The organism is Paraconexibacter antarcticus, from assembly GCF_024220175.1.
GTDB lineage: Bacteria > Actinomycetota > Thermoleophilia > Solirubrobacterales > Solirubrobacteraceae > Paraconexibacter > Paraconexibacter antarcticus.
In genome coordinates this window covers 4330486-4352168 of record NZ_CP098502.1, presented here as the reverse complement: position 1 = coordinate 4352168, position 21683 = coordinate 4330486, and the positions used below count along the sequence as shown (strand labels likewise).

Below are 21683 nucleotides of genomic sequence, written 5' to 3'. Positions count from 1 at the left end.
GCGCGCGCGTTCTCGCTCGTATGAACAGGCGCTCCCTGTGCACGCTCTCGGAGATCGCGGCCGTCGGCGGCTCGCGCTCAGGCGCATGCCGGCCGACGTCGGCGCGTACACGCAAGATCTTCGGGTAGGACGGACCCGACCCGGGGAGAGGAACCCCACCCACTCCGGCGGCGGGCACGCGCCGCGGGGCGGGTGGGTGGGGTCCTCCGCTGCTCAGTAGCTCTTGGGCAGGCCGAGCGAGTGCTCGGCGACGTAGTTGAGGATCATCTCGGCCGACACCGGGGCGATGCGCGTCAGACGCGCCCCCCACCACATGTCGCTGATGCCGTACTCGAGGGCGACGCCGTTGCCGCCGTGGGTCTGGATCGCCTGGTCGACCGCGTGGACCGCGGCCTCCGCGGCCGCGTACTTGCCCATGTTGGACGCCTCCCCGGCACCCTTCCAGCCGGCGTCGTAGAGGGCGCAGGCCTTCGTGACCATGAGGCGTGCGAGCTCGACCTCGACCTTGATCTTCGCGAGCGGGTGGGCGACCCCCTGGTGGGCGCCGATCGGCTGGCCCCACACGTTGCGCTCGCGGGCGTAGGACGCCGCGAGGTCCAGGGCACGGTCGGCGGCGCCGAGGGCACCGGCGGCGGCCATGATCCGCTCGGGGTTCAGCCCGTCGAAGAGCGCGCCGAGGCCACCGATCTCGCCGCCGAGCACGCGGTCGGGGGAGACGGTGAGGTCGTCGAAGAAGAGCGTCCACTGGCGGTCGGGCATCCGCAGCGCCGTCGGGATCGCCTCCCGCGTCATGCCCGGCGCGTCCGCGTCGACGATGAACAGGAGCGGCAGGCCGAGCGTCCCGTCCTCCTGCTCCGCCCGCGCGACGACGAGCACGGCGGTCGCGTGCTCGACGGCGGAGATGTACGTCTTCTGGCCGTTGATGACCCAGTCGCCGCCGGGGCTGCGCTTCGCGCGCGTCTTGATCTTGTGCGTGTTCGTGCCGGCGTCGGCCTCGGTCACCGCGAAGGAGATCCGCTCGGTGCCGTCGGCGAGGCCGGGGATCCAGCGCTGTTTCTGCTCGGGCGTGCCGTGCTTGGCGAGGATCGAGCCGGCGATCGCGGGGGAGACGACGAGCAGCAGCTGTGTGCAGCCGTGATGGGCGAGCTCTTCCTGGACGATCGCGAGGCCGGTCATCCCCATCCCGCCGCCGCCGTACTCCTCCGGGAGGTTCGCGCCGACGAAGCCGTGCTCGGCGAGCTCGTCCCACAGTGCGGTCGGCGGCTCACCCGCCTCCGTGCACTCGAGCATGTACTTCTGCCCGTAGCGGGCGGCGATGGCGCCGACCGACTCGCGCAGCAGGCGCTCCTCGGCGGACGGGACGAGCCGGATGACGGGCTCTTCGGCGGTGGCGGGGGTCTCGGTGGTGCTCACCCGCGGATCTTCCCGGTCCGCCCGCGCGCCGTCAATGAACTGGATTCACTTCGGGCACGGTTCTACGCTGGTCCCTATGTGCCGCGGGGGCCTGGTCCCCGCGTTCGCGCCGTTCTACGCTGACGGATGTGCCGCCGGCCTCCCGTCGGGGCCTGGTCGTGGCGCCGGCGCCGTTCTACGCTGACGGGATGTGCCGCAACATCCGTCAGCTCCACAACTTCGCGCCGCCGGCGACCGAGGACGAGGTCCGGGCCGCCGCGCTGCAGTACGTCCGCAAGGTCAGCGGGTCCTCCAAGCCCTCGCAGGCGAACGCCGTCGCGTTCGAACGGGCGGTCGACGCCGTCGCGGCCGCCACCACCGCGCTGCTGGAGGACCTCGTCACCACCGCGCCGCCGAAGGACCGCGACGTCGAGGCCGCGAAGGCTCGGGCCCGGAGCGCCGCGCGGTTCGCGACCGAGCGCGGGCGGGCGGCCGCGGCGGGCTGAGCGCCCGCCCGGGGCGCTGACTGACAGCTCACGCAGACCTGTCCTGCCTGAGCTGTCACTCGGCGTGGGCGGCTGACGTTCGCCGCGACGACTCAGCGGCGCTCGAACCGCTGCTGCTCGGCCGGCGTGCGCTCGGCCTCCGGGTCGGTCGGGCCGCCGGGGATCGGGTCGCCCTTGTAGTCCTCGGGGTTGTCGACCTGCTCGCCGTTGACCATCACGGTGCCGTCGGCGCCGCGCTCGACCGTCCCCGGCCCGAGCTTCGCCGTCGGCCCCTCGCCGTACGGCTCATCGCTCTCGTGGCCGAAGGTGAGGAACTTCGCCTTCCCGTCCGGCCACTCGCTCGGGTCCGACGGGAGCTCGTCACGCGCCTCGAAGGCCCGCATCTCCTCCCGCGCGGCCTCCGGTCCGTCGTCGCCGGTCTGCTCGTCTGATGAGGTGGTCATGTCCTACGCGTACCCACCCCGCTCGTGACGAACCGCGCAAGCGGCGCTGCGATGACACCCACACCGTCACCGGCCGCACGGGTCGCCTACCATGTGATCCGACGGGCGCCCGCGCGCCCGCCACGCGCCCGTAGCTCAGCTGGATAGAGCGTCGGTCTACGGAACCGAAGGTCAGAGGTTCGAATCCTCTCGGGCGCGCTCTGTTTTCCGCGACAAATCGCCTGCAAACAGGCGGTTTCTCGCTAGTCCTGATGTTGTTGCCCGATGGCAACACCGGGGGCAACAGGGCAACACTCCAAGGCGCTGAGGACGACAACGCACCCTGGGGTCTATCAGCGAGGTTCGCGCTGGGTGGCGGTCTACCGACAGGATGGCCACCAGCGCAAGGAGTTCGCGGCGACGTTTCGCGAGGCGCGCGAGATCAAGATCCGGCGCACCGCCGAGGAGGCGAGCTGGCGCGCCGGGCCGACGCTGCACGCCTACGCGCTGGAGTGGGTCGACAACTACGCCGGCCGCGGCGCCAACGACGTCATCAACGACCGCACGCGCCGTGAGTACCGGCGGCTACTGATCACCTACGCGCTGGCCTACTTCGCGCCCGAGGAGCGCCTGCGCGACATCGACGAGCGTCGCGCCCGCGCGTTTGTCGACTGGCTGTGCCGTCTGACCGACGACGAGGGTCACCGGCTTTGCGACCGGTCGGTGCACAACGCCGTGCTGCCGCTGCAGTCCTGCCTGCGACACGCCGCCCAGTCGGGCCTGCTCGGCGACCGATCCGAGCCGATGATCCTGCTGCCACGGCGCCGGCGCGGACGCGCCTACGAGTTCGACGAGCGCCGCTTCCTCAGTCGCGCGCAGCTTGCACGACTACTGGCGGAGATCCCCGAACCGTGGCAACCGTTCTTCGACATGCTGGCCTCGACCGGCTTGCGGATCTCCGAGGCGATCGCGCTGCGGATCATGGACGCCGACCTCGATGCGGCGCAGCCGCGGATCCACGTGCGGCGTGCGATCGTGGACGGCCAGCTCACAGGCCCGAAGTCCCGGCACGGCCGGCGCACGATCCCGATCAGCCGCGACCTCGCCGAGCGACTGACCGTGCTCGCGGCCGATCGGGCGGAGACCGAGTTGCTGTTTGTCGGCGCGCAGGGCGCAGCCTTGCGACCGGGGAACCTGCGCTATCGCGTGGTGATCCCGGCCGCCGAGCGCGCGGGCGTGCCGTGGGCGCGTTTCCACACGCTGCGCCATACGTGCGCCGCGCTGCTGATCGACGCGGGCGCGAGCCCGCTTCGCTTGCAGCGCTGGATGGGGCATCACTCCGCCGCGTTCACGCTGGACAACTACGGCCATCTCATCGACGACAGTCTCGGGCCCTCGCTGGACCTGAGCGATCAACTCGCCGCGCGGCCTCAGCCGGTCTTGTAGCCGAGGCTCGTGTAGGCGCGCTGGCGCTTTGCGTACATGCGTCGCAGCACCGGGACCGCATGGTCGACGTAGTCGACGATGCGGATCTCGTGCTTGGTGTCGTGGTGGCGGTGCAGTCGGCCGGCGTACTGGGTCATCGTTCCCTTCCACGCGATCGGCATCGCGAGGATGAGCGTGTCAAGGCGCGGGTCGTCGAAGCCTTCGCCGATGTAGCGGCCGGTCGCAAGGACCACTCGCGGTCCGTCGCTGGTCAGCACCTCGTCGCTGCGACGGCGTGCTTTGACGCCCATGCCGCCGTGCAGCACGACGACGCGGTCGGTCTCAGCGGTGATGAGTTCGGCGATCGCGTTGAGATGTTCGCGTCGTTCGGTGAGCACGAGCGGGTAGCGGTCCTCACTCAACTCAGCGATGGCGTCGGCGGCGATGCGACGTGTGCGCGAGGCGTCGGCGGCGACGGCGCTGAGGACCTCCTGGATGCCCGGGTCGACCGGGAGACGGACGGGATCGAAGCCGCTGTCGCGGGCGATGAGTACCCGGCGGGTCGCCGTCTCGACCTGTTCGGACCGGGTCAGCGTGTGGCGGACGGGTCCGCACTGCATCGTGATGATCGGGTGGTGCCCGTCGCGGCGCTGCGGGGTCGCGGTCAGGCCGGTGATGGCGCGGGCCGGGAGCTCGCGCAGGAGGCGTTCGACTGAGAAGGCCGGGACGTGATGGCACTCGTCGACGATCACGTGTCCGTAGCGCGACAGGTCGAGGCCTTCGCGACGGGTCAGGGTCTGGACCATGACGACGTCGATGCCGCTGGCGCCAGGGGCCTTGGCCGGCGATCCGATCTGATCGCAGGAGATGTCCAGGAACTCGGCCAGCCGGCTGATCCACTGCTCAAGCAAGGGTCGACGGTGGACCAGCACGAGCGTGGATCGGGCGCGATTGGCGATGAGCGCGGTCGCCATCACGGTCTTGCCGGCACCGGGCGGTGCCACGAGCACGCCGGTCTCGTGCGCGGCCATCGCTTTGACCGCCGCCCGCTGCGGCCCGGTGAGGGTGCCGGCGAACGTCACCGAGATCGGGGTGCCGGGGCTGCGTTCGTCGCGGATGGTCACGGCGGTGCCCGCTGTTTCGAGTTCGTCCACGACGCCGCCGAGGCAGCCTCGGGGGAGAATCAGCCGATCGTCGGTGTCCTCGTGGCAGGCGATGACCCGGGGCGTTTGGTGTGTCGAGAGTCGCGCGCGTTCGCGCTCGAAGAACTCCGGGTTGGCGAAGGCGGCCGTGCGCCGGAGACGGTCGCGGAGATCTGCCGACATGCCGGCGGTGGGAATCTCCACGCGCCCCGTCAAGCAGACCTCAATCGCGCCCGAAGGGGCCGGCGTCAGCTGGCGCGGGCGCGAGCGGGCCTTCGTGACCGCGCGTTCGGGCAGGCCCAGCGTCCCGCCGGCATCTTCGGCGTCGGCGGCGATCTGCTCGGCCTGCTCGCTATCCAGCCGCTGAACATCGGCGAGATAGAGCCACTGATCCGGCCATGGCTCAAGATCTGAGTCGAGGAACACTGTGCAGCCATCGCCGCGCCGCGCGTGCTGCAGCGGCAGTGCGATCAGGTTGCCAAAGCCGCCCGCGGGCATCGTGTCTTGGTTGGGGAACAGGCGGTCATAGGAGGCCATCGAGATCGACCGGTGGTGCATAGCGCGCGTCAACAGCAACGAGCCGATGGCGCGCGCCACGCGCGCGCCCACGGGTCGCGTGAACAGCACCCACAGGTGCGCGCCGTTGCCGGAGCGTGAGCGCTCGACGAGCACTGGGATGTTCAACTCGCGGGCGCTGTCACGCAGCGCGCCAACGTCATCGCGCCAGCCTGGGCCATCAAGGTCGATCGCGACCAGCCAGCAGGTCTCGTTGGCCAGCAGTGGATAGATGCCCGCGACCTGGCGCCCCTCGAGATGGCGACGCGCCTCGGCCTCTGACCACGCGACAAAGCGTCGGTGCCCGCAGTCGGCGCACTTGACCCTCGGTTTCTCGCACACACCGGGCCGCCACTCGTTCAAGCAGCGTGGAGACCAGCCGGTCTTGCCGGGGCTCTTGGTGCTCTCCCAACGAGTGGCGAAGACATCCGGGCGCCCACGGAAGAGCGACGTGAACAGCGCGACGCGGCCCTCGGCCGTCGTGACATCCGGGCCGCCGGTGGCGGCTTCGATGCCGGCGATCGTCCGGCACAACTCCGCCCGTTCGCGATCGAGTTCCACGAGTCGCTCACGCGCTCGCGTCAGTTCGATCGTTGAGGCCCTCTTCACCATCCCATCGTCTCGGAGTCGTCGGACCGCTTGCGGTCCCGGCGCCGCTTCGAGCGGGAGCGATCTCCGAACCCAGCATCGCCGGAGTCAGGCCGTGTCCATATTTGTCCGTGATTGTCCAACCATGGTGTATCTTGGATCGGGACCTGTCGATGATCGCGATAAGGATCGTCTCGTCATGCGCCAAACCGCCGCTCGCCCTCAACTCCTGACCGTCGCTCAAGCGGCGTCGCTGCTGAACGTCTCGGAGAAGACGATCCGCCGGTGGGTCGCCGGCGACAAAGTGCCCTACGTGAAGTTGCCAGGCGGCAGCCTCCGGATCCCGCAAGGGGCGCTGCTGGCTTCGCTTCAGGGCACGCACGATCTGGCGGCAGAGGTCGCCGCGCTCGACGAGCGCTTCGCGGACCTCTCGGAGGACGACGTGCGCGCCGCAACCGGCGAGTCGCGCGGCTGAGTTCAGTCCGTCGCACGGATTAGCGTGCGACGGTAGTGCCTCTGGTCACCGTCGATACGAGCGTCGCGCTGCCGGCGATGCTCTCGCCGAGCGGCCATCCACGCAAGCTCCTGGTCGTGTTGGCCTACGGGGCCGTCGGTTACCGGGCCGAGCACCTGCGCCTCGACCTCGATGCGTTGAAAGAGCTCGCCGAGGCTGAAGGCGGCTCGGTGCACGGCGTCGACGTGCTCGAGCAGATGGTCGAACGCGCCGAGCGACGGCGAGCAGCCCTCGCCGAACTGCTGCCCTTCGATGCCCCCGGTGATTGGCACGCCGTCGGATTCTCGACGCTGTTCGACGAGTTCGCCCGCAAGCTCCGCGAGGCAGGGCCGCGCCTTGACCCGACGATCCGCGAGCAGGACATCCTGCCCCTGCGGCGCCAGTTCGAGAGCGTCTGCGTCGCGGGGCCTGCGCCGTTCGACCCGACCGACGTCCCCCCACACACCCGAGACCCGAACGACGACGCGATCGTCCACGGTGCGCTGCTTGCCGACAGCGACTTCCTCATCTCCGACGACCGCGACATCGTGCCTAACGGCGAAGCGCAGGACTACGACCACGACGGACACCGAACCCTCGCCGTCACCTTTCGTCACTTCACGCGCGAGCACTTCCGGCCAAGCGATTTCGGCTGGCCGGCGGTCGACGGTACGTGGCTTCGCACGGCCTTCGACCCTGGCGACTGACGCGGCCCCGTGGAAGATCGGAGAGTTTCTGGCGAGTATTTGGCGAGTTGACGACACCCAGGTGGCTTGCTAGAGCCAAAATCCGACGAAACGCCGCGGTCTACGGAACCGAAGGTCAGAGGTTCGAATCCTCTCGGGCGCGCTCAGGCTCTCGGCAGTTCGTGAACATCTCCAGGGGGTCTGCCGGCCGGCGTCGGGCGCGATGAGCAACCGTGCCGCGGCACCCCCGGTCAGCGTCGCCGCGTGGACCACCGCGCCGCGGACCTTCCCCGGCCGTACCGCGGCCCTCCACGGATGCCGCCACGGCGAGCCGGCGCCATCCTCGTCCGGTGACCCCGCCCTCGCCTCGGCTCTCGCGCGCCCGAACACCGCTGCGGCGGCTGGCCGACGCGCGAGCGCAGATCCTCGCTGCGATCGCCGTCGTGGCGATCGCTGCGGGCTTCCTGCTGCACGCGCTCGGCGCCCCTGAAGCCGGCCATCAGGTCTGGCGCGCCGCCGTCGCACTGCTCGCCGCCGAGCTCGCCTTCGAGGTGGTCCGCACCGTGGTGGTCGATCGCCACCTCGGGGTCGACACGATCGCCCTGGTCGCGATGCTCGGTGCGCTCGCCCTCGATGAGGAGCTCGCCGGCGCGGTCATCGGCCTGATGTTCACCGGTGGAGCGGCGCTGGAGGCCGTCGCGTCGCGGCGCGCGCGCCGCGAGCTGACCCTGCTCGTCCAGCGCGCCCCGCGCGTGGCGCAGCTGCACGTCGATGGCGCCATCGAGGAGATACCGGTCGATCAGGTCCGAGTCGGTGACACCGTGCTCGTACGCAGCGGCGAGGTCATCCCGGTCGACGGGACCGTCGCCAGCGACGAGGCGGTCGTCGACACCAGCACGCTCAGCGGCGAACCGCTGCCGCTCGCCCTCAAGGCCGGGATGGCGGTCAGGAGCGGCAGCGCCAACGCCGGCGCGCCGTTCGACGTCCGCGCCGGCCGTCCCGCCGCAGAGAGCGCGTACGCCGCGGCTCGTGCGACTCCGTCGAGCAAGCCCAGGCGCAGCGCGCGCCGTTCGTGCGCATGGCCGACCGCTACGCCGGCATCTTCCTGCCCATCACGCTCATCGTCGCCGCGCTGGCCTGGGCGCTCAGCGGCGACCCCGTGCGCGCGCTGGCGGTCGTGGTCGTCGCGACGCCGTGCCCGCTCATCCTCGCCGCGCCGATCGCCCTCGTGTCGGGGTTGTCCCAGGCCGCGCATCACGGCGTGATCGTCAAGGGCGCCGGCGCGATCGAGACGCTCGGCGAGGCCCGCACCGTCCTGATCGACAAGACCGGCACGCTGACCGTCGGTAGGCCCGAGGTCCGCGAGATCGTCGCGCTCAACGGCCTCGCACGCGGCGAGGTGCTGCGCCTGGCGGCGTCCGTCGACCGACTCTCGGCCCACGTGCTCGGCGAGGCGCTCGTCCGCGCCGCGAAGCAATCCGGGCTTGCGCTCACGATGCCCGCCGATGTCGACGAGGACCCCGGCCAGGGGATCGCCGGCACGATCGACAGCCGCCGCATCGCGGTGGGCAGCCGCGGCTTCCTGTGCGCGCAGGGCTACGACCGGGACGCGGTCACGGGCGCGTCGCTGGCCACCGGCAGCGGCTCCGGCGAGGCGCACGTGCTCGTGGGGATCGAACGGCGAGCCCGCCGGCGTCATCGTCATGGCCGACGAGCTGCGCCCCGACGCCGACCGGATCGTCGAGCGCCTGCGCCGGGAGGGGGTGCTCCACGTCGCGATGGTCTCCGGGGACCGCGCATCGGTCGCGCAGCGGATCGGCGACCTGCTCGGCGTCGACCGCGTCTACGCCGAGCAGTCGCCGGAGGACAAGCTCGAGGTCGTGCGCCGCCTGCGCGAGGACCCGCAGCTCAGCCCGGTGATCATGGTCGGCGACGGCGTCAACGACGCGCCCGCGCTGGCGATCGCCGACCTCGGCATCGCGATGGGCGCTGCGGGCGCCACCGTGTCCTCGGAGACCGCCGACGCGGTCATCGTCGTCGACCGCGTCGATCGCGTCGCCGACGCCGTCCACACCGGGCGCCGGGCGCTGCACATCGCCCGCCAGAGCGTCCTGGCCGGCATGGGACTCAGCATCGCGGCGATGGGCGTGGCTGCCGCCGGCTACCTTCCGCCCGTCGCCGGCGCGCTCCTGCAGGAGGTCATCGACCTCGCGGTGATCCTCAACGCGCTGCGCGCACTGCGCGGCTGACCACGGCGACCGCGGCGGCATCCGTGCTGCCGGCGGCGGCCTTCCGGCGGGCGCTGCTAGAGCGCGGCGGTCGCGACGCGCGTGCCGTGCGTCCGGTGGCCGCCGCGGGAGGTGACGCGCTTGGCCAGCAGCTGCGCGGGGATCGCGACGAAGAGGATCGCGCCCTCGACGAAGAGGTTCGCGAGGCCGATCGGCTCGGTCCAGTTCCCGATGTCGCCCGAGGCGTTCGGGAGCCCGGTCGTGCGGTCGAGGATGAACCCGGCGAGGGCGCTGGCGACGAGGCCGATCGCGGCCGGCATGGCCAGGCGCGAGCGCGTGAACAGCAGGGCACCCGCGATGGCGATGCTGCTGAGGATGAGGCCCATGTACATCCAGAACAGGTACGGGGTCTCGGTGTACTTGCCGACGGAATCGATCACGTGGATGAGCCCGACGCCGAGCAGGCCGACGGCGACGGTGGCGCGGGTGGCCATGTCGCGGACGGCGGTGGTGAGGTCAGGGGGCGTGTCGGTGGCGTGTTGCATGTCGGTGGTCCTGTCGTTCGAGGGTCAGGGAGGAGCTGAGGTGCACGGTCAGGATTGCCCGCGGCGGGTCAGGTGAGGGGCGACGTTCGGCAAAGCTTTGGCAAAACGCCTGCGTCCTGTCGCATATCGCCGTACGATCGGTGCGTGGCCCACCTGCTCTTGGCCGAGGACGACGACGGCATCCGCGTGCCCCTCATCCGTGCGCTCGAGCGCGAGGGCCATGAGGTCGAGGCGTTCACGAACGGCCTCGACGCCGCCGCCGCCGCCGAGACGGGGTCGCACGCGCTGCTCGTGCTCGACATCGGGCTGCCCGGGCTCGACGGTCTCGACGTCTGCCGGCGGGCCCGCGAGGCCCGGCCCGGCGTCCCGATCCTCTTCCTGACCGCGCGCGACAGCGAGCTCGACGCCGTCACCGGTCTCGACGCCGGCGCCGACGACTACGTCACCAAGCCCTTCGGCGTCGCGGTGCTCCTCGCGCGCGTGCGCGCCCAGCTGCGCCGCGGCGCCCCCGAGGCGCTCAGCGCCGGCGAGGTGAGCATCGACGTGTCCGCCCGCCGGGCCTGGCGGGGCGACGAGGAGCTCGAGCTCTCGCCGAAGGAGTTCGACCTCCTCGAGCTCCTCGTGCGCGAGGCCGGCCGCGTCATCACCCGCGAGCGGATCATGGCCGAGGTCTGGGACGAGAACTGGTTCGGGTCCACGAAGACGCTCGACATGCACGTGTCGTGGCTGCGCAAGAAGCTCGGGGACGACGCCCAGGCCCCGCGGCATCTCATGACGGTCCGTGGGGTCGGGCTGCGCTTCGAGCCGTGACCGTCCGCCGGCGCCTCGTCCGCTCGACGGTCTTCATCGCGCTCGCGGCGGTGCTCGTCCTCGGCATCCCGCTCGTCGTCGTGGAGACGGCGCGGGTCGGCACCGACCAGGCGTTCCGCCTCGAGCGTGAGGCGGACGTCGTCGGCGGCGTCATCGACGACCGCGTCGAGGCCGGTGAGCCGATCAGCGCGAAGCAGATCGCGCAGCACGTCCAGCCCGGCCACCGGGTGAGCGTCACGCTCGACGGCCGGACGCTCACGGTCGGGGCCCACCTCACGGGCGGGATCCGCAGCAGCCGCGCGTCGTCGTCCCGCAACGCCGTCGTGGTCGCGTCGGCCCCGCGCAGCGAGGAGTCCGCCCGCGTGCGCCGCGTGTGGCTCCTCATCATCCTGCTCGGGACCGGAGGCGTCGTGCTCGCCGTCGGGCTCGCCGCGTTCCAGGCGCGGCGCCTGTCCCGCCCGCTCGAGCGCCTCGTCGCGACGTCGGTCCGCCTGGGCGACGGCGACTTCTCTGCCCGCGCCACGCGCTCGGCGGTCCCCGAGATCGACGCGATCGCCAGCGCCCTCGACCGCAGCGCAGAGCAGATCGCGCGGCTCGTCGCCCGCGAGCGCGAGTTCTCCGCGAACGTCTCCCACCAGATGCGCACGCCGCTCACCGCCCTGCGCCTGCGGGTCGAGGAGCTCGCGCTCATCGAGGACCCGGCCCAGCGTGAGGAGGAGGCCGCCGCGGCGCTGCGCGAGGCCGACCGGCTCGAGGCGACGATCGTCCAACTCCTCGCGTACGCACGTGAGGAGCGGGTGGGCCGGGCGGTGCGCCTGGACCTGTCGGCCATCGCGGCCGATCACGTGGCGACGTGGAAGCCGGTCTTCGCGCAGACCGGGCGTTCGGTCCGGCTCGACGCGGCCGCCGGTGTCCGCGGCGTCGCCTCCCGGGGCATGGTCGGGCAGGTCCTCGACGTCCTGCTCGAGAACGCGCTGCGTCACGGGCGCGGCGCCGTCGCCGTCCGGGTGGCCACCGACCGGCAGCGGGCGACGGTGACCGTCGAGGACCAGGGGGCCGGCGTGCCTCCCGAGGGCCGCGAGGCGGTGTTCCACCGTGGTGCCAGCACGAGCGGCGGCACGGGCATCGGGCTGTACCTCGCGCGTGCGCTCGCGGAGGCGGACGGCGCGAGCCTCCGCGTCGTCCCGGGGCGGCCGTCGTGCCTGGAGCTGCGGCTCCCGCTCGAGAGCGGACCGCCCGGGCCGGTCGTGTCCGCCGCCGAGGTCGCCGCCCGCCGCTGAGGCCTGCGCGCGACGGCGGGGCCGTGAGTGGGCGCACTCGCCGCAGCGGTTTTTGCCGAGTCTTTGCCCGGCCTGCGCGAGCATCGCCGCCGTGCCTCCGCATCTCTCCGAACTCCACGGCGCGGCCACTCATCTGGCCGTCGTCGCCATTCCGCTCTACGCCGTCATCATGGGCCTGCGCCGCTACGGACGTGGGGGCGCGACGCTCGTCACGGTCGAGCCGTGGGTGCTCGGCGCCGCGGTCGTCGGCGTCGCCGCGTCGGGTCTGACCGGGCTGCTCGTCTGGGGCCAGGCGCAGCAGCAGCTCCGCGGCCACGCCTTCCGCAACGGCACCGTCCACTTCTGGCTCGGCATCGCGCTCGCCCTCGTCGTCGTCGGCACCGCTGCGCTGCGGTACCGGCCGCTGCGCACGGGGGGGACCACCGCGGTCGGGACCGCGCTGGCGGCGGTCGCCGTCCTCGCCTTCGCGATGGTCGCGGTCCAGGGATACGTCGGCGGCCGGATGACGTACGAGCACGGCGTCGGGGTGGAGGCCGGCGGGCAGTTCGCCCAGACCGCGCGCGGCGCGGGCGCGCTGAACCTCGCGCTCGTGGCGGGGATGTCCCCGGTGAAGGCGGGCGCGCAGGCCTTCTCCACGACCGGCCTCGGCTGCGCCGCCTGCCACGGCGACCACGCCCAGGGCGCCCGGGGTCCCGGGCTCGGCGGCGGCCGCGAGCTGGACGCCTTCCGCCGCGTGCACGCGCACGGGCTCTTCCCGCCGTCGGTCGTCACCGACAAGGACTTCGCGGCGATCAACGCCTTCCTGCGCACGCAGCCGCGCGTCAGGGGCGGCGACTGAGTCGCCGCCGGCCCGCCGGCCCGCCGCCCCGGACCCGTCAGAGCCCGTAGCTCTTGCCGATGACGTCGAGCATGATCTCGTCCGCGCCGGCGCCGATCCGGTAGAGCCGCAGGTCGCGCATGACCCGCTCGACGGGGTACTCCTTCATATAACCGGCACCGCCGTGGATCTGCACGCACTCGTCGGCGACCATCCACGCCACCTGCGTCGCCTTCAGCTTGGCCATCGAGATCTCGCGGACGTTGTACGCGCCCGCCGCGTAGTCGGCGGCGGTCGCGTAGATCATCCGGCGCGTCGTCTCGAGCTCGGTCGCCATGCGCGCGAACTTGTGGCGGATGGCCTGGTGGGTGCCGAGCGCCTGCCCGAACGTCTTGCGCTCGAGCGCGTACTCGAGGGTCTTGTCGAACGCGTACTGCGCGTAGGCGAGGCAGCCGGCGGCGGCGATCGACCGCTCGGCCTGGAGCTCCCACATGATGTGCTGGAAGCCCTTGCCCTCCTGCCCGAGGATGTCGTCGTCGGTCACGCGGACGTCCTGGAAGGCGAGCAGCGCGGTGTCGGACGCGTGCATGCCCATCTTCTCGAGCTTCTGCTCGCGGATGACGCCGGGCGCGTCCATCGGGACGAGGAAGAGCGTGAAGCCGCCGTAGCCGGCGTCCGGGTCGGTCTTCGTGACGAGCACGATCATGCTCGCCCGGTGGCCGTTCGTGATGTAGGTCTTGGAGCCGTTGATGAGCCACTCGCCGGTCGCCGCGTCCCGCACGGCACGGGTCTTGATCGCCGAGACGTCGGACCCGGCGTCCGGCTCGGTGATGCCGAGCGCGTAGATCTGCTCGCCCGCGATGCCCGGCTTGAGGTAGCGCTCCTTCTGCGCCTCGGTGCCGAACTCGAGCAGCGGCGGCATGACCATGTCGGTGTGGACCGAGAGGCCCATGAGGAAGCCGCCGCTGCCGGCGCGCGCGATCTCCTCGGCGAGCACGACGTTCGTGAAGTAGTCGCCCCCCTGGCCGCCGTACTCCTCCGGCATCGAGAGGCCGAGGAAGCCGAGCTCGCCCATGCGGCGGACGATGCTGTCGGGGAAGGTCGTGGTCTCCCACTCCTCGACGTGCGGGGCGACCTCACGGTCGACGAAGGAGCGGATCGACTCGCGGAGCATCCGATGCTCCTCGGTGAACACGCCGGGACGGGGGGCGACGGTGGACATGCACCACATCGTACAGGTTGTACGAAGTCCGGCAAGGGTCGTAGGATCGATCATCTTGTCTGCCGATCCCCCGACTCCGACCCCGGTCCCGTCCTCGCAGCAGGGCCGCGCGTACGCACCCGACCAGATCGAGCAGCTCTTCCGCGACGCGCTCGGCGTCCTCATGGCCGACGGCACGCCGTACCGGGACGTGAGCGTCGCCCGGCTCATCGGCGAGACCGGGATGGCCCGCTCGACGTTCTACGGCTACTTCGGGGACAAGGCGGCGCTCCTGCACGCGCTCAGCGCCTCGACGCTCACCCGCCTGTACTCGCCCCAGCGGGACTGGCTGCGCCGCGGCCGCGACGTCACCCGCGCCGACGTCGGGGAGGGGATGCGCCGGCTCCTCGACCTCTTCCTCGAGGACGAGGCCGTCCTGCGCGCGGTGGGGGAGGCGTCCGTCTACGAGCCGACGATCCGCGAGGCGTACGTCCGCAGCGTCGACGACTACGCGCGGGCGCTGGAGCGCTTCGTCCGCAAGGGGCAGAAGGAGGGCTGGGTCCGCGCGGAGGTCCGTCCCGCCGACACCGCCGACGCCCTCGCGTGGATGACCGAGCGCGCCGTCGGCCGCGTCCGGCCGGGGACGCCGGCGCGCCGCCTGGACGCGATCGCGGCGTCGCTGGCGGACGTGGTGTGCTCGACGCTGCTGGTGGCGCCGTAGCCGGGTCCTCGCCGACGCCGCGCGGTCCTACGACGCCCTGGGCTCGCTCGAGACCACCCGCTCCGTCCTCGGCGGCGCGACCGCACGCCGGTCGCGCCCCGGATCCGGGAGCGGGTCACGGCGTCGCCACCTGACGGGTCAGGCGGCGACCGCCTCGGCCACGACCGGCGTCCGCCCGTCGTCTACGACGCTGCCGAAGAGCACGGTGGCCAGGCGCGCGAGCTGGGTGACCTGGCCGGGGACGAACTGCAGCCGCAGCAGGGCGCCGCCGTCGCCGAGCGGCTGGCGCCCCCGCTCGTGGGCGACCAGCCGGATGTCCTGGCCGCCGAGGCGCATGGTCACCTCGACCGGGTCGTCGCCGGCCGGGGCGGGGTCCTCGCAGCGGACCATCGCGCCGCCGGTCGAGACGTCGACGAGGAGCCCGGGCCGGTCGTCGAGGCCGACCGCGCCGCCGAGGGCGAGCCGGACGGAGCCGCGGCGCTCGGAGGCGAAGCGGTCGGAGCGGATGCGGGCGAGCGCGCCGCCGAGGAAGGCGAGGTTGACGACCGCCCAGAACGCCGCGCCGTACGCGGTCCACACCACCCGGTAGTGGGCGGGCGTCAGGCCGGCGAGCGTCGCGCCGAACCACGCCAGCGCCACGACGGACGCCGCGGACAGCACCCACAGCGAGCGGGGCGCGGGGGACCGCCGGCGCTCCTCGGTGATGCCCTTCGTCGTCACCGTGAAGGCGTGCTCGCCGCGGGTGAGGAACGTGATCGTCGCCCGGATGTTGCTCTGCAGGCGCACCATGTCGAAGAGGGTGGCGATGCCCTGCGGCGCCTGCCCGCGCGCGAGCAGCCCGAGCGCGAACCGCTGGGCGACGAACGTCACGAGGAACGCCGGGAGGAAGGCCGCCATCGGCGCGTGGACGGGGTTCGTCCCGCTCGCGAGGACGACGAGCGGCAGGAGGACGTAGCCGAGCGTCCGCCACGCGTCGAACCACCCGAGGATCGTCGCCGCGTAGGAGAGGCGCTGGCCGAGCGTGAGGCCGCGGCGGGTCAGCGGGCGCTCGAGCCGGAGGATCTGCATCGCCCCGGTGCCCCAGCGCAGGCGCTGGCCCTGGTACTCGTCGGCGTTGCGGGCGGCCAGCCCGTGGGCGAGGACCTCGTTGTGGTAGACGGTCCGCCACCCGCGACGGTGCAGGCGGATGGTCGTGTGCATGTCCTCGGTGACCGTCTCGCACGCGACGCCCCCGATGTCCCGCAGCGCGTCCACGCGGACGACGGCGTTCGTGCCGCACCAGAACGCGGCGCCCCAGCGGTTCTTGCCCGGCTGGATGACGCGGTAGAAGAGGCCCTGCTCGCTGAAGGGCGCGGCCCCGTGGCGGGCGCGGTTCAGCCGCGAGCGGTTGCGCCCGTGCTCGAACGAGTCCACGTTGTAGAAGGCCTGCGGGGTCTGGACCACCGCGATCCTCGGGTCGTCGAAGTAGGCGAGCGTGTTCGTCAGGAAGCCGGCGCGGGCGACGTGGTCGGCGTCGAGGACCCCGACGACGTCGAAGTCGAGGACGGCGAGGGCGTGGTTGAGGTTGCCGGCCTTCGCGTGGTCGTTGCCCTCCCGCGTGAGGTACTGCGCGCCGAGCGACGCGGCGAGGGCACGCACCCACGGCCGGCAGCCGTCGTCGAGGACGACCGTGGCATGGGCGGGCTCGAGCGCGACGGCGGCCGCGATCGTCGGGAAGAGGATCTCGAGCGGCTCGTTGTAGGTCGGGATGAGCAGGCCGACCCGCAGGTCGGTCCGCGTCAGCGGCGCCGGGACGGTCGCGTGGTCGACGTTCCACAGCGAGAAGGCGAAGAGGGCGAGGCCGACGGTCGCGTGGAGCTCGAGCAGCCACAGCGGGATCGCCACCCACAGGTCCCCGCCGAGCGTGAAGCCGGCGCGCCACACGAGGTAGGCGACGCTCACGGCGAGCGCGAGGCAGGCGGCAGCCTGGATCGCGCGGCGGCGTGCCGCCGACTCGACGGGCGGGAGTCCCCCGCCGGGGAAGAGGTCGAGCGGCTCGCGCCCGTCGGCCGGTGGCCGTGGGGCAGGGGTGGAGGGGGCCGTACCGCCGGATCGCATGGCCCGGGTAGTCGGCACCGGCGCCGCATCCTGAACAGATGGACGAAAGTCGTTGGACATCGGCCGATACACCGGCGTAGGGTCGATCACATGCTCGAGACACCTCCGCAGGCGGCCGTCGACCCGGCCCACATCCTCCAGGTCGGTATGGGCTTCTGGGCGTCCAAGACGCTGCTGTCCGCCGTCGAGCTCGGTCTCTTCTCCGAGCTCGGATCGGGCTCCATGACCGGCGCCGAGCTCGGCGCCCGGCTCGGGCTCCACGACCGCGCCATCCCGGACTTCCCCGACGCGCTGCTCGCGCTCGGCTTCCTCGAGCGCGACGGGGACGGCGCGAACGCCCGCTATCGCAACACCGCCGAGACCGCGGCGTTTCTCGATCGCAACGGGCCCGCGTACGTCGGCGGCATGCTCGAGATGTGCAACGCCCGCCTCTACGGCTTCTGGGGCGACCTGACCGAGGCGCTCTGCACCGGGCAGCCGCAGAACGAGGTCAAGCGCGCCGGCAGCGCGATGTTCGACGAGCTCTACGCCGACGAGGCGCGCCTCGAGCAGTTCATGCGCGCGATGGCCGGCATCTCCGCCGGTCCGCAGCACGTGCTCGCGAACACGTTCGACTTCGCGCCCTACGCGACGGTCTGCGACGTCGGCGGCGCCACCGCCCAGCTCAGCACCGTGCTCGCCGCGCGCCACCCGCACCTGCGCTGCGTCTCCTTCGACCTGCCGGTGGTCGCGCCGATCGCCGAGCGGTCGATCGCCGCGGCGGGCCTCGCGGACCGCGTGACCACGGCGAGCGGCGACTTCTTCACCGACCCGCTGCCGCAGGCGGACGTCATCACGATGGGCCTCATCCTCCACGACTGGGACCTCGACGGGAAGCGCCACATCGTGAAGTCCGCCTACGACGCCCTGCCCGACGGCGGCGTCCTCATCGCGATCGACTCGATCATCGACGACGCGCGCCGCGAGAACGCCTTCGGCCTGCTCATGTCGCTGAACATGCTCATCGAGTTCGGCGCCGCCTTCGACTACACGGGCGCGCAGTTCACCGAGTGGTGCCTGGAGGCGGGCTTCAGCGAGACGGAGATCCTGCCGCTCGCCGGCCCGACGAGCGCGGCGGTCGCCTACAAGGGCAAGCCGCGCGCCGCGCGGCGCTTCGTCCGCGGCGCCTGAGCGGGCCGCACGGGTGGCCGGGCGTCAGTCCCGGCCGAGCGCGGACCAGATGCGGCCGGCGAGCGCGGTCGCGAACGCCGGGTCGTCGGTGTCCGGTCGCCGCTCGACGTGCAGGGCGATGGCGCGCTCGGTGCCCCACGCGAGGACCGTCGCCGCGGTCTCGGCCTCGAGGCCGGTGGCGGTCCCGTCGCGCTCCAGGCGCGCCTGCGCCACCGCCGCGAAGCCGTCGATCTGGGCACGCCAGAACGCCTGCACCGTCGGCTCGTAGCCGGCGACCTCGGTGACCGCACGGATGAGGTGGACGTGGCGGCGGTGCTCGGCCACGAGCTCGGTGAGCGTGTCGACGAGGCCGGCGCGCGTGTGCGCGGGAGCGGCGACCCACTCGCGCGCGAGGCCGAGCGCGTCCCCGACGACGACACCGGCGAGCCGGACGAGGAGCGCGGGCTTGTCGGGGAAGTGGCCGTAGAACGTGGAGCGGCCCATCCCCGCGGCGTCGGCGATCCGCCCGATGCTCAGCTCCGTGAACGTGTGGCCGTCGGCGAGCAGTCTTTCGACGACCTCGAGCACGTGCTGCTGAGCGGGCGGGAGGCCGGGCTCGCCGGGGCGGCGAGGGCGGGTCACCGACGGCATCGGCGCGTCAGCCGTCGGCCCGCTGGTTGCGGTTCCACTCGATCCAGCCGGTGCCGGCGCGGCCGTCCGTGGTCCGCACCCGGCACATCGCGCGGGGGAAGTGCGAGGTGCGCCCGTCCGGCGCGGTGAGCAGCAGCGCGCCGAAGGCGACCGGCTCGACCTCGACGTCGACCGCCGCCGGGGCGCCGGTGATGCGCGCGCTCGTGATGAGCCCGTCGTCGCCGACCTCCTCGGTCGCGGTGAGCGCCGTGACCTCCTCCACGACGCCGTCCTTCTGCGCGTAGCCGACGCCGAAGCCCGGCATCGTGGGGATGCCGACGGCGTGCGTGTGGGTGCCGTCCTCGAGGTGCAGGCCGCTCCACATCCAGTCGGTGGCGAACCAGTCGCGCGAGCCCCACGAGTGGTCGCGCTGCCCGACGCCGGCGAAGGCGATCTCCTCGTCGCCGACGCGGATCGTCCCGCTGACGCGGCAGGGGATCTCGTAGCGCGAGGTCTGCCGCCACAGGTACGGCACGCCGTCCGTCTCCCACGTGAGGTCGAAGGCGACGTCGACCGGGGTGCCCTCCTCGCCGCGGAGCGGGGCGGCCGGGTCCTCGTGCGCCTGCGCCGTGCCGGAGACGACGACGCGGAAGCGGCGCAGCGGCTCCTCGCAGTGCTGCTCCGCGCGGAGCCCGGAGATGTCGATGACCTGCGCGTCGTCGGCGATGTCCGGCAGCGGCGCACCCACGTCGACGAGCATGATCGACGGGCGGCCGGGGCCGACGATCGCGGCGGTGAAGAGCGCGACGCCCTGGTTCGGGACGCGGCCGAGCCGCGTGTACATCCCGAGCTGCCCGTCGTCGGAGACGGCGTCGAAGTACCAGCTCTCGTTCCACGTCGCCTCGGCGCCCGGTTCGTGGCGACCGGTGTCGTCCGCGGCCTCGGGCTGCAGCGGCGCGGGCGGCGCCGCGCCCTCCTCCGGGAGCAGCTCGAGCGAGCCGAGGTCGAGGATCATCTCCCCGTTGCGGGCGAGCCACGCCATGAACATGTCGTCGCCGCGGTCGGTCCGCTCGACGACCATCGAGGCGACGATCGTCATGAGGATGCCGCCGAAGGCCTGGCGCCGGTACTCGTCCCAGCAGTGCTCCTCGTCGAGGCCGGTGACGCCGTGCGCAACGAGCTCGGAGTGGTAGAGGCGGACGAGCTCGCGCTCGTGCTCGCGGCGCACGTCCGGCTCGAACGCACCCGCGATGAAGTAGGCGAGGTCGTAGAGCGCCGGGCCCCAGCTCACGGTCTGCCAGTCGACGACGGTGCACGCGCCGTCGGCGAAGAGGAGGTTGTCGAGGCGGTAGTCGCCGTGCACGAGCCCGAGCGGCGGGCGCTGGTCGGCCATCCACGCGTCGACGACGGCGGCGAAGCGGCGGCAGACGTCCGCGTGCTCCGGCGCGATGCGACCCGCGTAGCGCTCGAGGAAGCCCGGCAGGACCGCGTTCGTCAGCGCCTGGTTCAGCGGGTTCGGCTGGTTGAGGTAGTCGACCGTCCCGGCGTGCAGGTCGCCGAGGACCGGCGCGTGCACGCGCGCGAGCGTGCGGATCGCGAGGCGCGCCGTCTCGATGTCGCAACCGGCGATCTGGTCGCCCTGCTCGGCGCCGGCGATGTCCTCGAGGACGAGGGTGAACCAGCCCTCGGCCTCGTCGTAGGCGGCGTGGTGGCAGGCGGGGAGGCCCTGGGGGATGCGGCTCGCGATGCCGCGGTAGAAGGAGACCTCGCGCCAGTACGCGCGCATCCCGACGCCGGTCGCACGGCTCTCGGCGCTGGCGGAGGCGAGCTTCACGACGACGGTGCCCGGCGTCCCGTCGGCGCGCGTGAAGCTCACCCGGTGGCTCTGGCTCATCTGCCCGGTGCCGATCGCCTCGACGGCGTCGAGCCTGAGGCCGTCCTGTCCGAGCACCTCCCCGAGCCAGCTCGCGGTGATGTCGTCCGGGACGCGGACGACGGGGACGGGGAGCGTGCTCGACATGGTGTCGGACACTATGTCGGAGGTGCTTGCGCTGTCAAGGTGCCCCCCGAGGTCGCGGAGCTCCCCGCCGCCTCGAGGTCCCCGCGGCGCTGCTGCCGGCCGACGGTGCGGCCGCGACGGTAGCCTCGGCCCTCATGAGCACCCTCGCCGAGAAGTTCCGCCTCGACGGCCGCGTCGCCGTCATCACCGGGGCCTCGTCCGGCCTCGGCGTCGCCTTCGCCCTGGCCTTCGCGGAGGCGGGGGCCGACGTCGTCGTCTGCGCGCGCCGCGAGGCGATGCTCGCCGACACCGCCGCGAAGGTCGAGGCGCTCGGCGTCCGCTGCCTCGCCGTCCGCGCCGACGTCGCCGTCCCGGACGACTGCACCGCCGTCGCCACGCGGGCGATGGAGGCCTTCGGCCGCGTCGACGTGCTCGTCAACAACGCGGGCATCGGCACCGCCGCGCCCGCGACGCGCGAGCGCCCCGAGGACTTCCGCCGCGTCCTCGACATCAACGTCAGCGGCTCGTTCTTCATGGCCCAGGCCTGCGCCAGGGTCATGCAGCCCGGCTCGAGCATCATCAACGTCGGCTCGATCCTCGGCTCGACGACCGCCGGGCTCCCGCAGGCCGCGTACTGCACGAGCAAGGCGGCGATCCTCGGCCTCACCCGCGACCTCGCGTCGGAGTGGACCGGCCGCAAGGGCATCCGCGTCAACGCGCTCGCGCCGGGCTTCTTCCCGTCCGAGATGACCGACGAGTACCCCGACGGCTACCTCGAGCAGATGCTGCCGCGCGTCCCCGCCGGCCGGGTCGGCGACCCGGCCGAGCTCGCCGCCGCCGCCGTCTTCCTCGCGAGCGACGCCGCCTCCTACGTCACCGGCGTCCTGCTGCCGGTGGACGGCGGGCTGCTCACCGGCTGAGCCCCCGGCCGGCGTGCGGCCCGGTGGGGGCATATCCCCCACCAGGCCGCACGCTGCCGTGGGGTGCTGACGACGCC

At 72.6% G+C, this 21683-nt stretch carries 21 protein-coding genes, 1 tRNA gene and 1 pseudogene; 14 read left to right on the top strand and 9 right to left on the bottom strand.

The annotated features are described in order from the left end of the window. Positions 1 to 213 precede the first annotated feature (213 nt). Entirely contained in the window at positions 214 to 1413 is a 1200-nt protein-coding gene (locus tag NBH00_RS21295; protein WP_254570588.1) for an acyl-CoA dehydrogenase family protein, read from the bottom strand. Positions 1414 to 1601: 188 nt separating this feature from the next. Between NBH00_RS21295 and NBH00_RS21290 the strand changes: the two genes are divergently transcribed. After that, positions 1602 to 1898 (top strand): DUF2277 domain-containing protein, encoded by a 297-nt coding sequence (locus tag NBH00_RS21290; RefSeq protein WP_254570587.1) that lies wholly within the window; start codon positions 1602 to 1604, stop codon positions 1896 to 1898. Between the two features lie 92 nt (positions 1899 to 1990). Here NBH00_RS21290 and NBH00_RS21285 read toward each other — a convergent pair whose 3' ends face one another. Beyond that, positions 1991 to 2341: a hypothetical protein gene (locus NBH00_RS21285; protein WP_254570586.1), complete on the bottom strand. Its 351-nt coding sequence runs from the start codon at positions 2339 to 2341 to the stop codon at positions 1991 to 1993. Between the two features lie 124 nt (positions 2342 to 2465). On the opposite strand from NBH00_RS21285, the gene NBH00_RS21280 reads away from it, so the two are divergent. Beyond that, positions 2466 to 2539 (top strand) — tRNA-Arg (locus NBH00_RS21280). Between the two features lie 153 nt (positions 2540 to 2692). Further along, positions 2693 to 3766: a tyrosine-type recombinase/integrase gene (locus NBH00_RS21275; RefSeq protein WP_254570585.1), complete on the top strand. Its 1074-nt coding sequence runs from the start codon at positions 2693 to 2695 to the stop codon at positions 3764 to 3766. Here the strand turns inward: NBH00_RS21275 and NBH00_RS21270 are convergent. Further along, entirely contained in the window at positions 3751 to 6003 is a 2253-nt protein-coding gene (locus tag NBH00_RS21270) for a DEAD/DEAH box helicase (protein WP_254570584.1), read from the bottom strand. The two genes, NBH00_RS21275 and NBH00_RS21270, sit on opposite strands and share 16 nt — an antisense overlap. Before the next feature lie 226 nt (positions 6004 to 6229). Here NBH00_RS21270 and NBH00_RS21265 point away from each other — a divergent pair, with 226 nt between their 5' ends. Both NBH00_RS21265 and NBH00_RS21260 read left to right on the top strand, forming a co-directional pair. Then, entirely contained in the window at positions 6230 to 6505 is a 276-nt protein-coding gene (locus NBH00_RS21265) for a helix-turn-helix domain-containing protein (RefSeq protein WP_254570583.1), read from the top strand. Positions 6506 to 6540: 35 nt separating this feature from the next. Then, positions 6541 to 7230: a hypothetical protein gene (locus NBH00_RS21260; RefSeq protein WP_254570582.1), complete on the top strand. Its 690-nt coding sequence runs from the start codon at positions 6541 to 6543 to the stop codon at positions 7228 to 7230. A 230-nt stretch (positions 7231 to 7460) separates the two neighbouring features. On the opposite strand, the gene NBH00_RS25645 is transcribed toward NBH00_RS21260, so the two are convergent. After that, positions 7461 to 7976, bottom strand: a complete 516-nt coding sequence (locus NBH00_RS25645; protein ID WP_367401364.1) for a hypothetical protein — start codon at positions 7974 to 7976, stop codon at positions 7461 to 7463. On the opposite strand from NBH00_RS25645, the gene NBH00_RS25740 reads away from it, so the two are divergent. The 3 genes and pseudogenes from NBH00_RS25740 (at position 7875) to NBH00_RS21250 (ending at position 9458) form a co-directional block, all read left to right on the top strand. Beyond that, a complete protein-coding gene (locus NBH00_RS25740) occupies positions 7875 to 8474 on the top strand; it encodes a P-type ATPase actuator domain-containing protein (protein ID WP_496196728.1) in 600 nt (199 codons plus the stop codon). The two genes, NBH00_RS25645 and NBH00_RS25740, sit on opposite strands and share 102 nt — an antisense overlap. Then, a pseudogene (locus NBH00_RS25635) lies at positions 8369 to 8743 on the top strand (HAD family hydrolase); the annotation flags it as partial. The gene NBH00_RS25740 and the pseudogene NBH00_RS25635, both read left to right, overlap by 106 nt. After that, the gene (locus NBH00_RS21250) at positions 8715 to 9458 is read left to right on the top strand and encodes an HAD-IC family P-type ATPase (protein ID WP_254570580.1); all 744 of its coding nucleotides are present in this window, start codon (positions 8715 to 8717) and stop codon (positions 9456 to 9458) included. The pseudogene NBH00_RS25635 and the gene NBH00_RS21250, both read left to right, overlap by 29 nt. Before the next feature lie 56 nt (positions 9459 to 9514). Here NBH00_RS21250 and NBH00_RS21245 read toward each other — a convergent pair whose 3' ends face one another. After that, positions 9515 to 9982, bottom strand: a complete 468-nt coding sequence (locus tag NBH00_RS21245) for a hypothetical protein (protein WP_254570579.1) — start codon at positions 9980 to 9982, stop codon at positions 9515 to 9517. 144 nt (positions 9983 to 10126) lie between these two features. On the opposite strand from NBH00_RS21245, the gene NBH00_RS21240 reads away from it, so the two are divergent. From NBH00_RS21240 to NBH00_RS21230, 3 genes are all read left to right on the top strand, one after another. Further along, on the top strand, positions 10127 to 10792 hold the full coding sequence (locus NBH00_RS21240) for a response regulator transcription factor (protein WP_254570578.1): 666 nt from the start codon (positions 10127 to 10129) through the stop codon (positions 10790 to 10792). Further along, positions 10789 to 12072: an ATP-binding protein gene (locus NBH00_RS21235; RefSeq protein WP_254570577.1), complete on the top strand. Its 1284-nt coding sequence runs from the start codon at positions 10789 to 10791 to the stop codon at positions 12070 to 12072. The genes NBH00_RS21240 and NBH00_RS21235 overlap by 4 nt, the downstream gene beginning before the upstream one ends. Positions 12073 to 12163: 91 nt before the next feature. Continuing rightward, on the top strand, positions 12164 to 12910 hold the full coding sequence (locus NBH00_RS21230) for a DUF2231 domain-containing protein (protein WP_254570576.1): 747 nt from the start codon (positions 12164 to 12166) through the stop codon (positions 12908 to 12910). 37 nt (positions 12911 to 12947) lie between these two features. Here NBH00_RS21230 and NBH00_RS21225 read toward each other — a convergent pair whose 3' ends face one another. Next, positions 12948 to 14111 (bottom strand): acyl-CoA dehydrogenase family protein, encoded by a 1164-nt coding sequence (locus NBH00_RS21225; protein WP_254570575.1) that lies wholly within the window; start codon positions 14109 to 14111, stop codon positions 12948 to 12950. Positions 14112 to 14166: 55 nt separating this feature from the next. On the opposite strand from NBH00_RS21225, the gene NBH00_RS21220 reads away from it, so the two are divergent. Then, entirely contained in the window at positions 14167 to 14811 is a 645-nt protein-coding gene (locus tag NBH00_RS21220; RefSeq protein WP_254570574.1) for a TetR/AcrR family transcriptional regulator, read from the top strand. Between the two features lie 138 nt (positions 14812 to 14949). On the opposite strand, the gene NBH00_RS21215 is transcribed toward NBH00_RS21220, so the two are convergent. Next, complete coding sequence (locus tag NBH00_RS21215; RefSeq protein WP_254570573.1) at positions 14950 to 16908, bottom strand: glycosyltransferase; 1959 nt, start codon at positions 16906 to 16908, stop codon at positions 14950 to 14952. 90 nt (positions 16909 to 16998) lie between these two features. On the opposite strand from NBH00_RS21215, the gene NBH00_RS21210 reads away from it, so the two are divergent. Beyond that, the gene (locus tag NBH00_RS21210) at positions 16999 to 18078 is read left to right on the top strand and encodes a methyltransferase (RefSeq protein ID WP_254570572.1); all 1080 of its coding nucleotides are present in this window, start codon (positions 16999 to 17001) and stop codon (positions 18076 to 18078) included. 24 nt (positions 18079 to 18102) lie between these two features. Here the strand turns inward: NBH00_RS21210 and NBH00_RS21205 are convergent, their stop codons facing one another. Both NBH00_RS21205 and NBH00_RS21200 read right to left on the bottom strand, forming a co-directional pair. Then, on the bottom strand, positions 18103 to 18699 hold the full coding sequence (locus NBH00_RS21205) for a TetR/AcrR family transcriptional regulator (RefSeq protein WP_254570571.1): 597 nt from the start codon (positions 18697 to 18699) through the stop codon (positions 18103 to 18105). A 16-nt stretch (positions 18700 to 18715) separates the two neighbouring features. After that, entirely contained in the window at positions 18716 to 20707 is a 1992-nt protein-coding gene (locus NBH00_RS21200; protein ID WP_254570570.1) for a DUF7064 domain-containing protein, read from the bottom strand. A gap of 134 nt (positions 20708 to 20841) precedes the next feature. Here NBH00_RS21200 and NBH00_RS21195 point away from each other — a divergent pair, with 134 nt between their 5' ends. Continuing rightward, complete coding sequence (locus NBH00_RS21195; RefSeq protein WP_254570569.1) at positions 20842 to 21606, top strand: SDR family NAD(P)-dependent oxidoreductase; 765 nt, start codon at positions 20842 to 20844, stop codon at positions 21604 to 21606. Positions 21607 to 21683 lie beyond the last annotated feature (77 nt).

What these genes read in the sequence shown, in the direction of transcription:
- NBH00_RS21245 (WP_254570579.1), bottom strand. Translation starts at nt 9,982, where the DNA reads ATGCAACACGCCACCGACACGCCCCCTGACCTCACCACCGCCGTCCGC.
- NBH00_RS21265 (WP_254570583.1), top strand. Translation starts at nt 6,230, where the DNA reads ATGCGCCAAACCGCCGCTCGCCCTCAACTCCTGACCGTCGCTCAAGCG.
- NBH00_RS21225 (WP_254570575.1), bottom strand. Translation starts at nt 14,111, where the DNA reads ATGTCCACCGTCGCCCCCCGTCCCGGCGTGTTCACCGAGGAGCATCGG.
- NBH00_RS21195 (WP_254570569.1), top strand. Translation starts at nt 20,842, where the DNA reads ATGAGCACCCTCGCCGAGAAGTTCCGCCTCGACGGCCGCGTCGCCGTC.
- NBH00_RS21285 (WP_254570586.1), bottom strand. Translation starts at nt 2,341, where the DNA reads ATGACCACCTCATCAGACGAGCAGACCGGCGACGACGGACCGGAGGCC.
- NBH00_RS21200 (WP_254570570.1), bottom strand. Translation starts at nt 20,707, where the DNA reads ATGTCGAGCACGCTCCCCGTCCCCGTCGTCCGCGTCCCGGACGACATC.
- NBH00_RS25740 (WP_496196728.1), top strand. Translation starts at nt 7,875, where the DNA reads ATGTTCACCGGTGGAGCGGCGCTGGAGGCCGTCGCGTCGCGGCGCGCG.
- NBH00_RS21250 (WP_254570580.1), top strand. Translation starts at nt 8,715, where the DNA reads ATGTCGACGAGGACCCCGGCCAGGGGATCGCCGGCACGATCGACAGCC.
- NBH00_RS21290 (WP_254570587.1), top strand. Translation starts at nt 1,602, where the DNA reads ATGTGCCGCAACATCCGTCAGCTCCACAACTTCGCGCCGCCGGCGACC.
- NBH00_RS21215 (WP_254570573.1), bottom strand. Translation starts at nt 16,908, where the DNA reads ATGCGATCCGGCGGTACGGCCCCCTCCACCCCTGCCCCACGGCCACCG.
- NBH00_RS21210 (WP_254570572.1), top strand. Translation starts at nt 16,999, where the DNA reads ATGCTCGAGACACCTCCGCAGGCGGCCGTCGACCCGGCCCACATCCTC.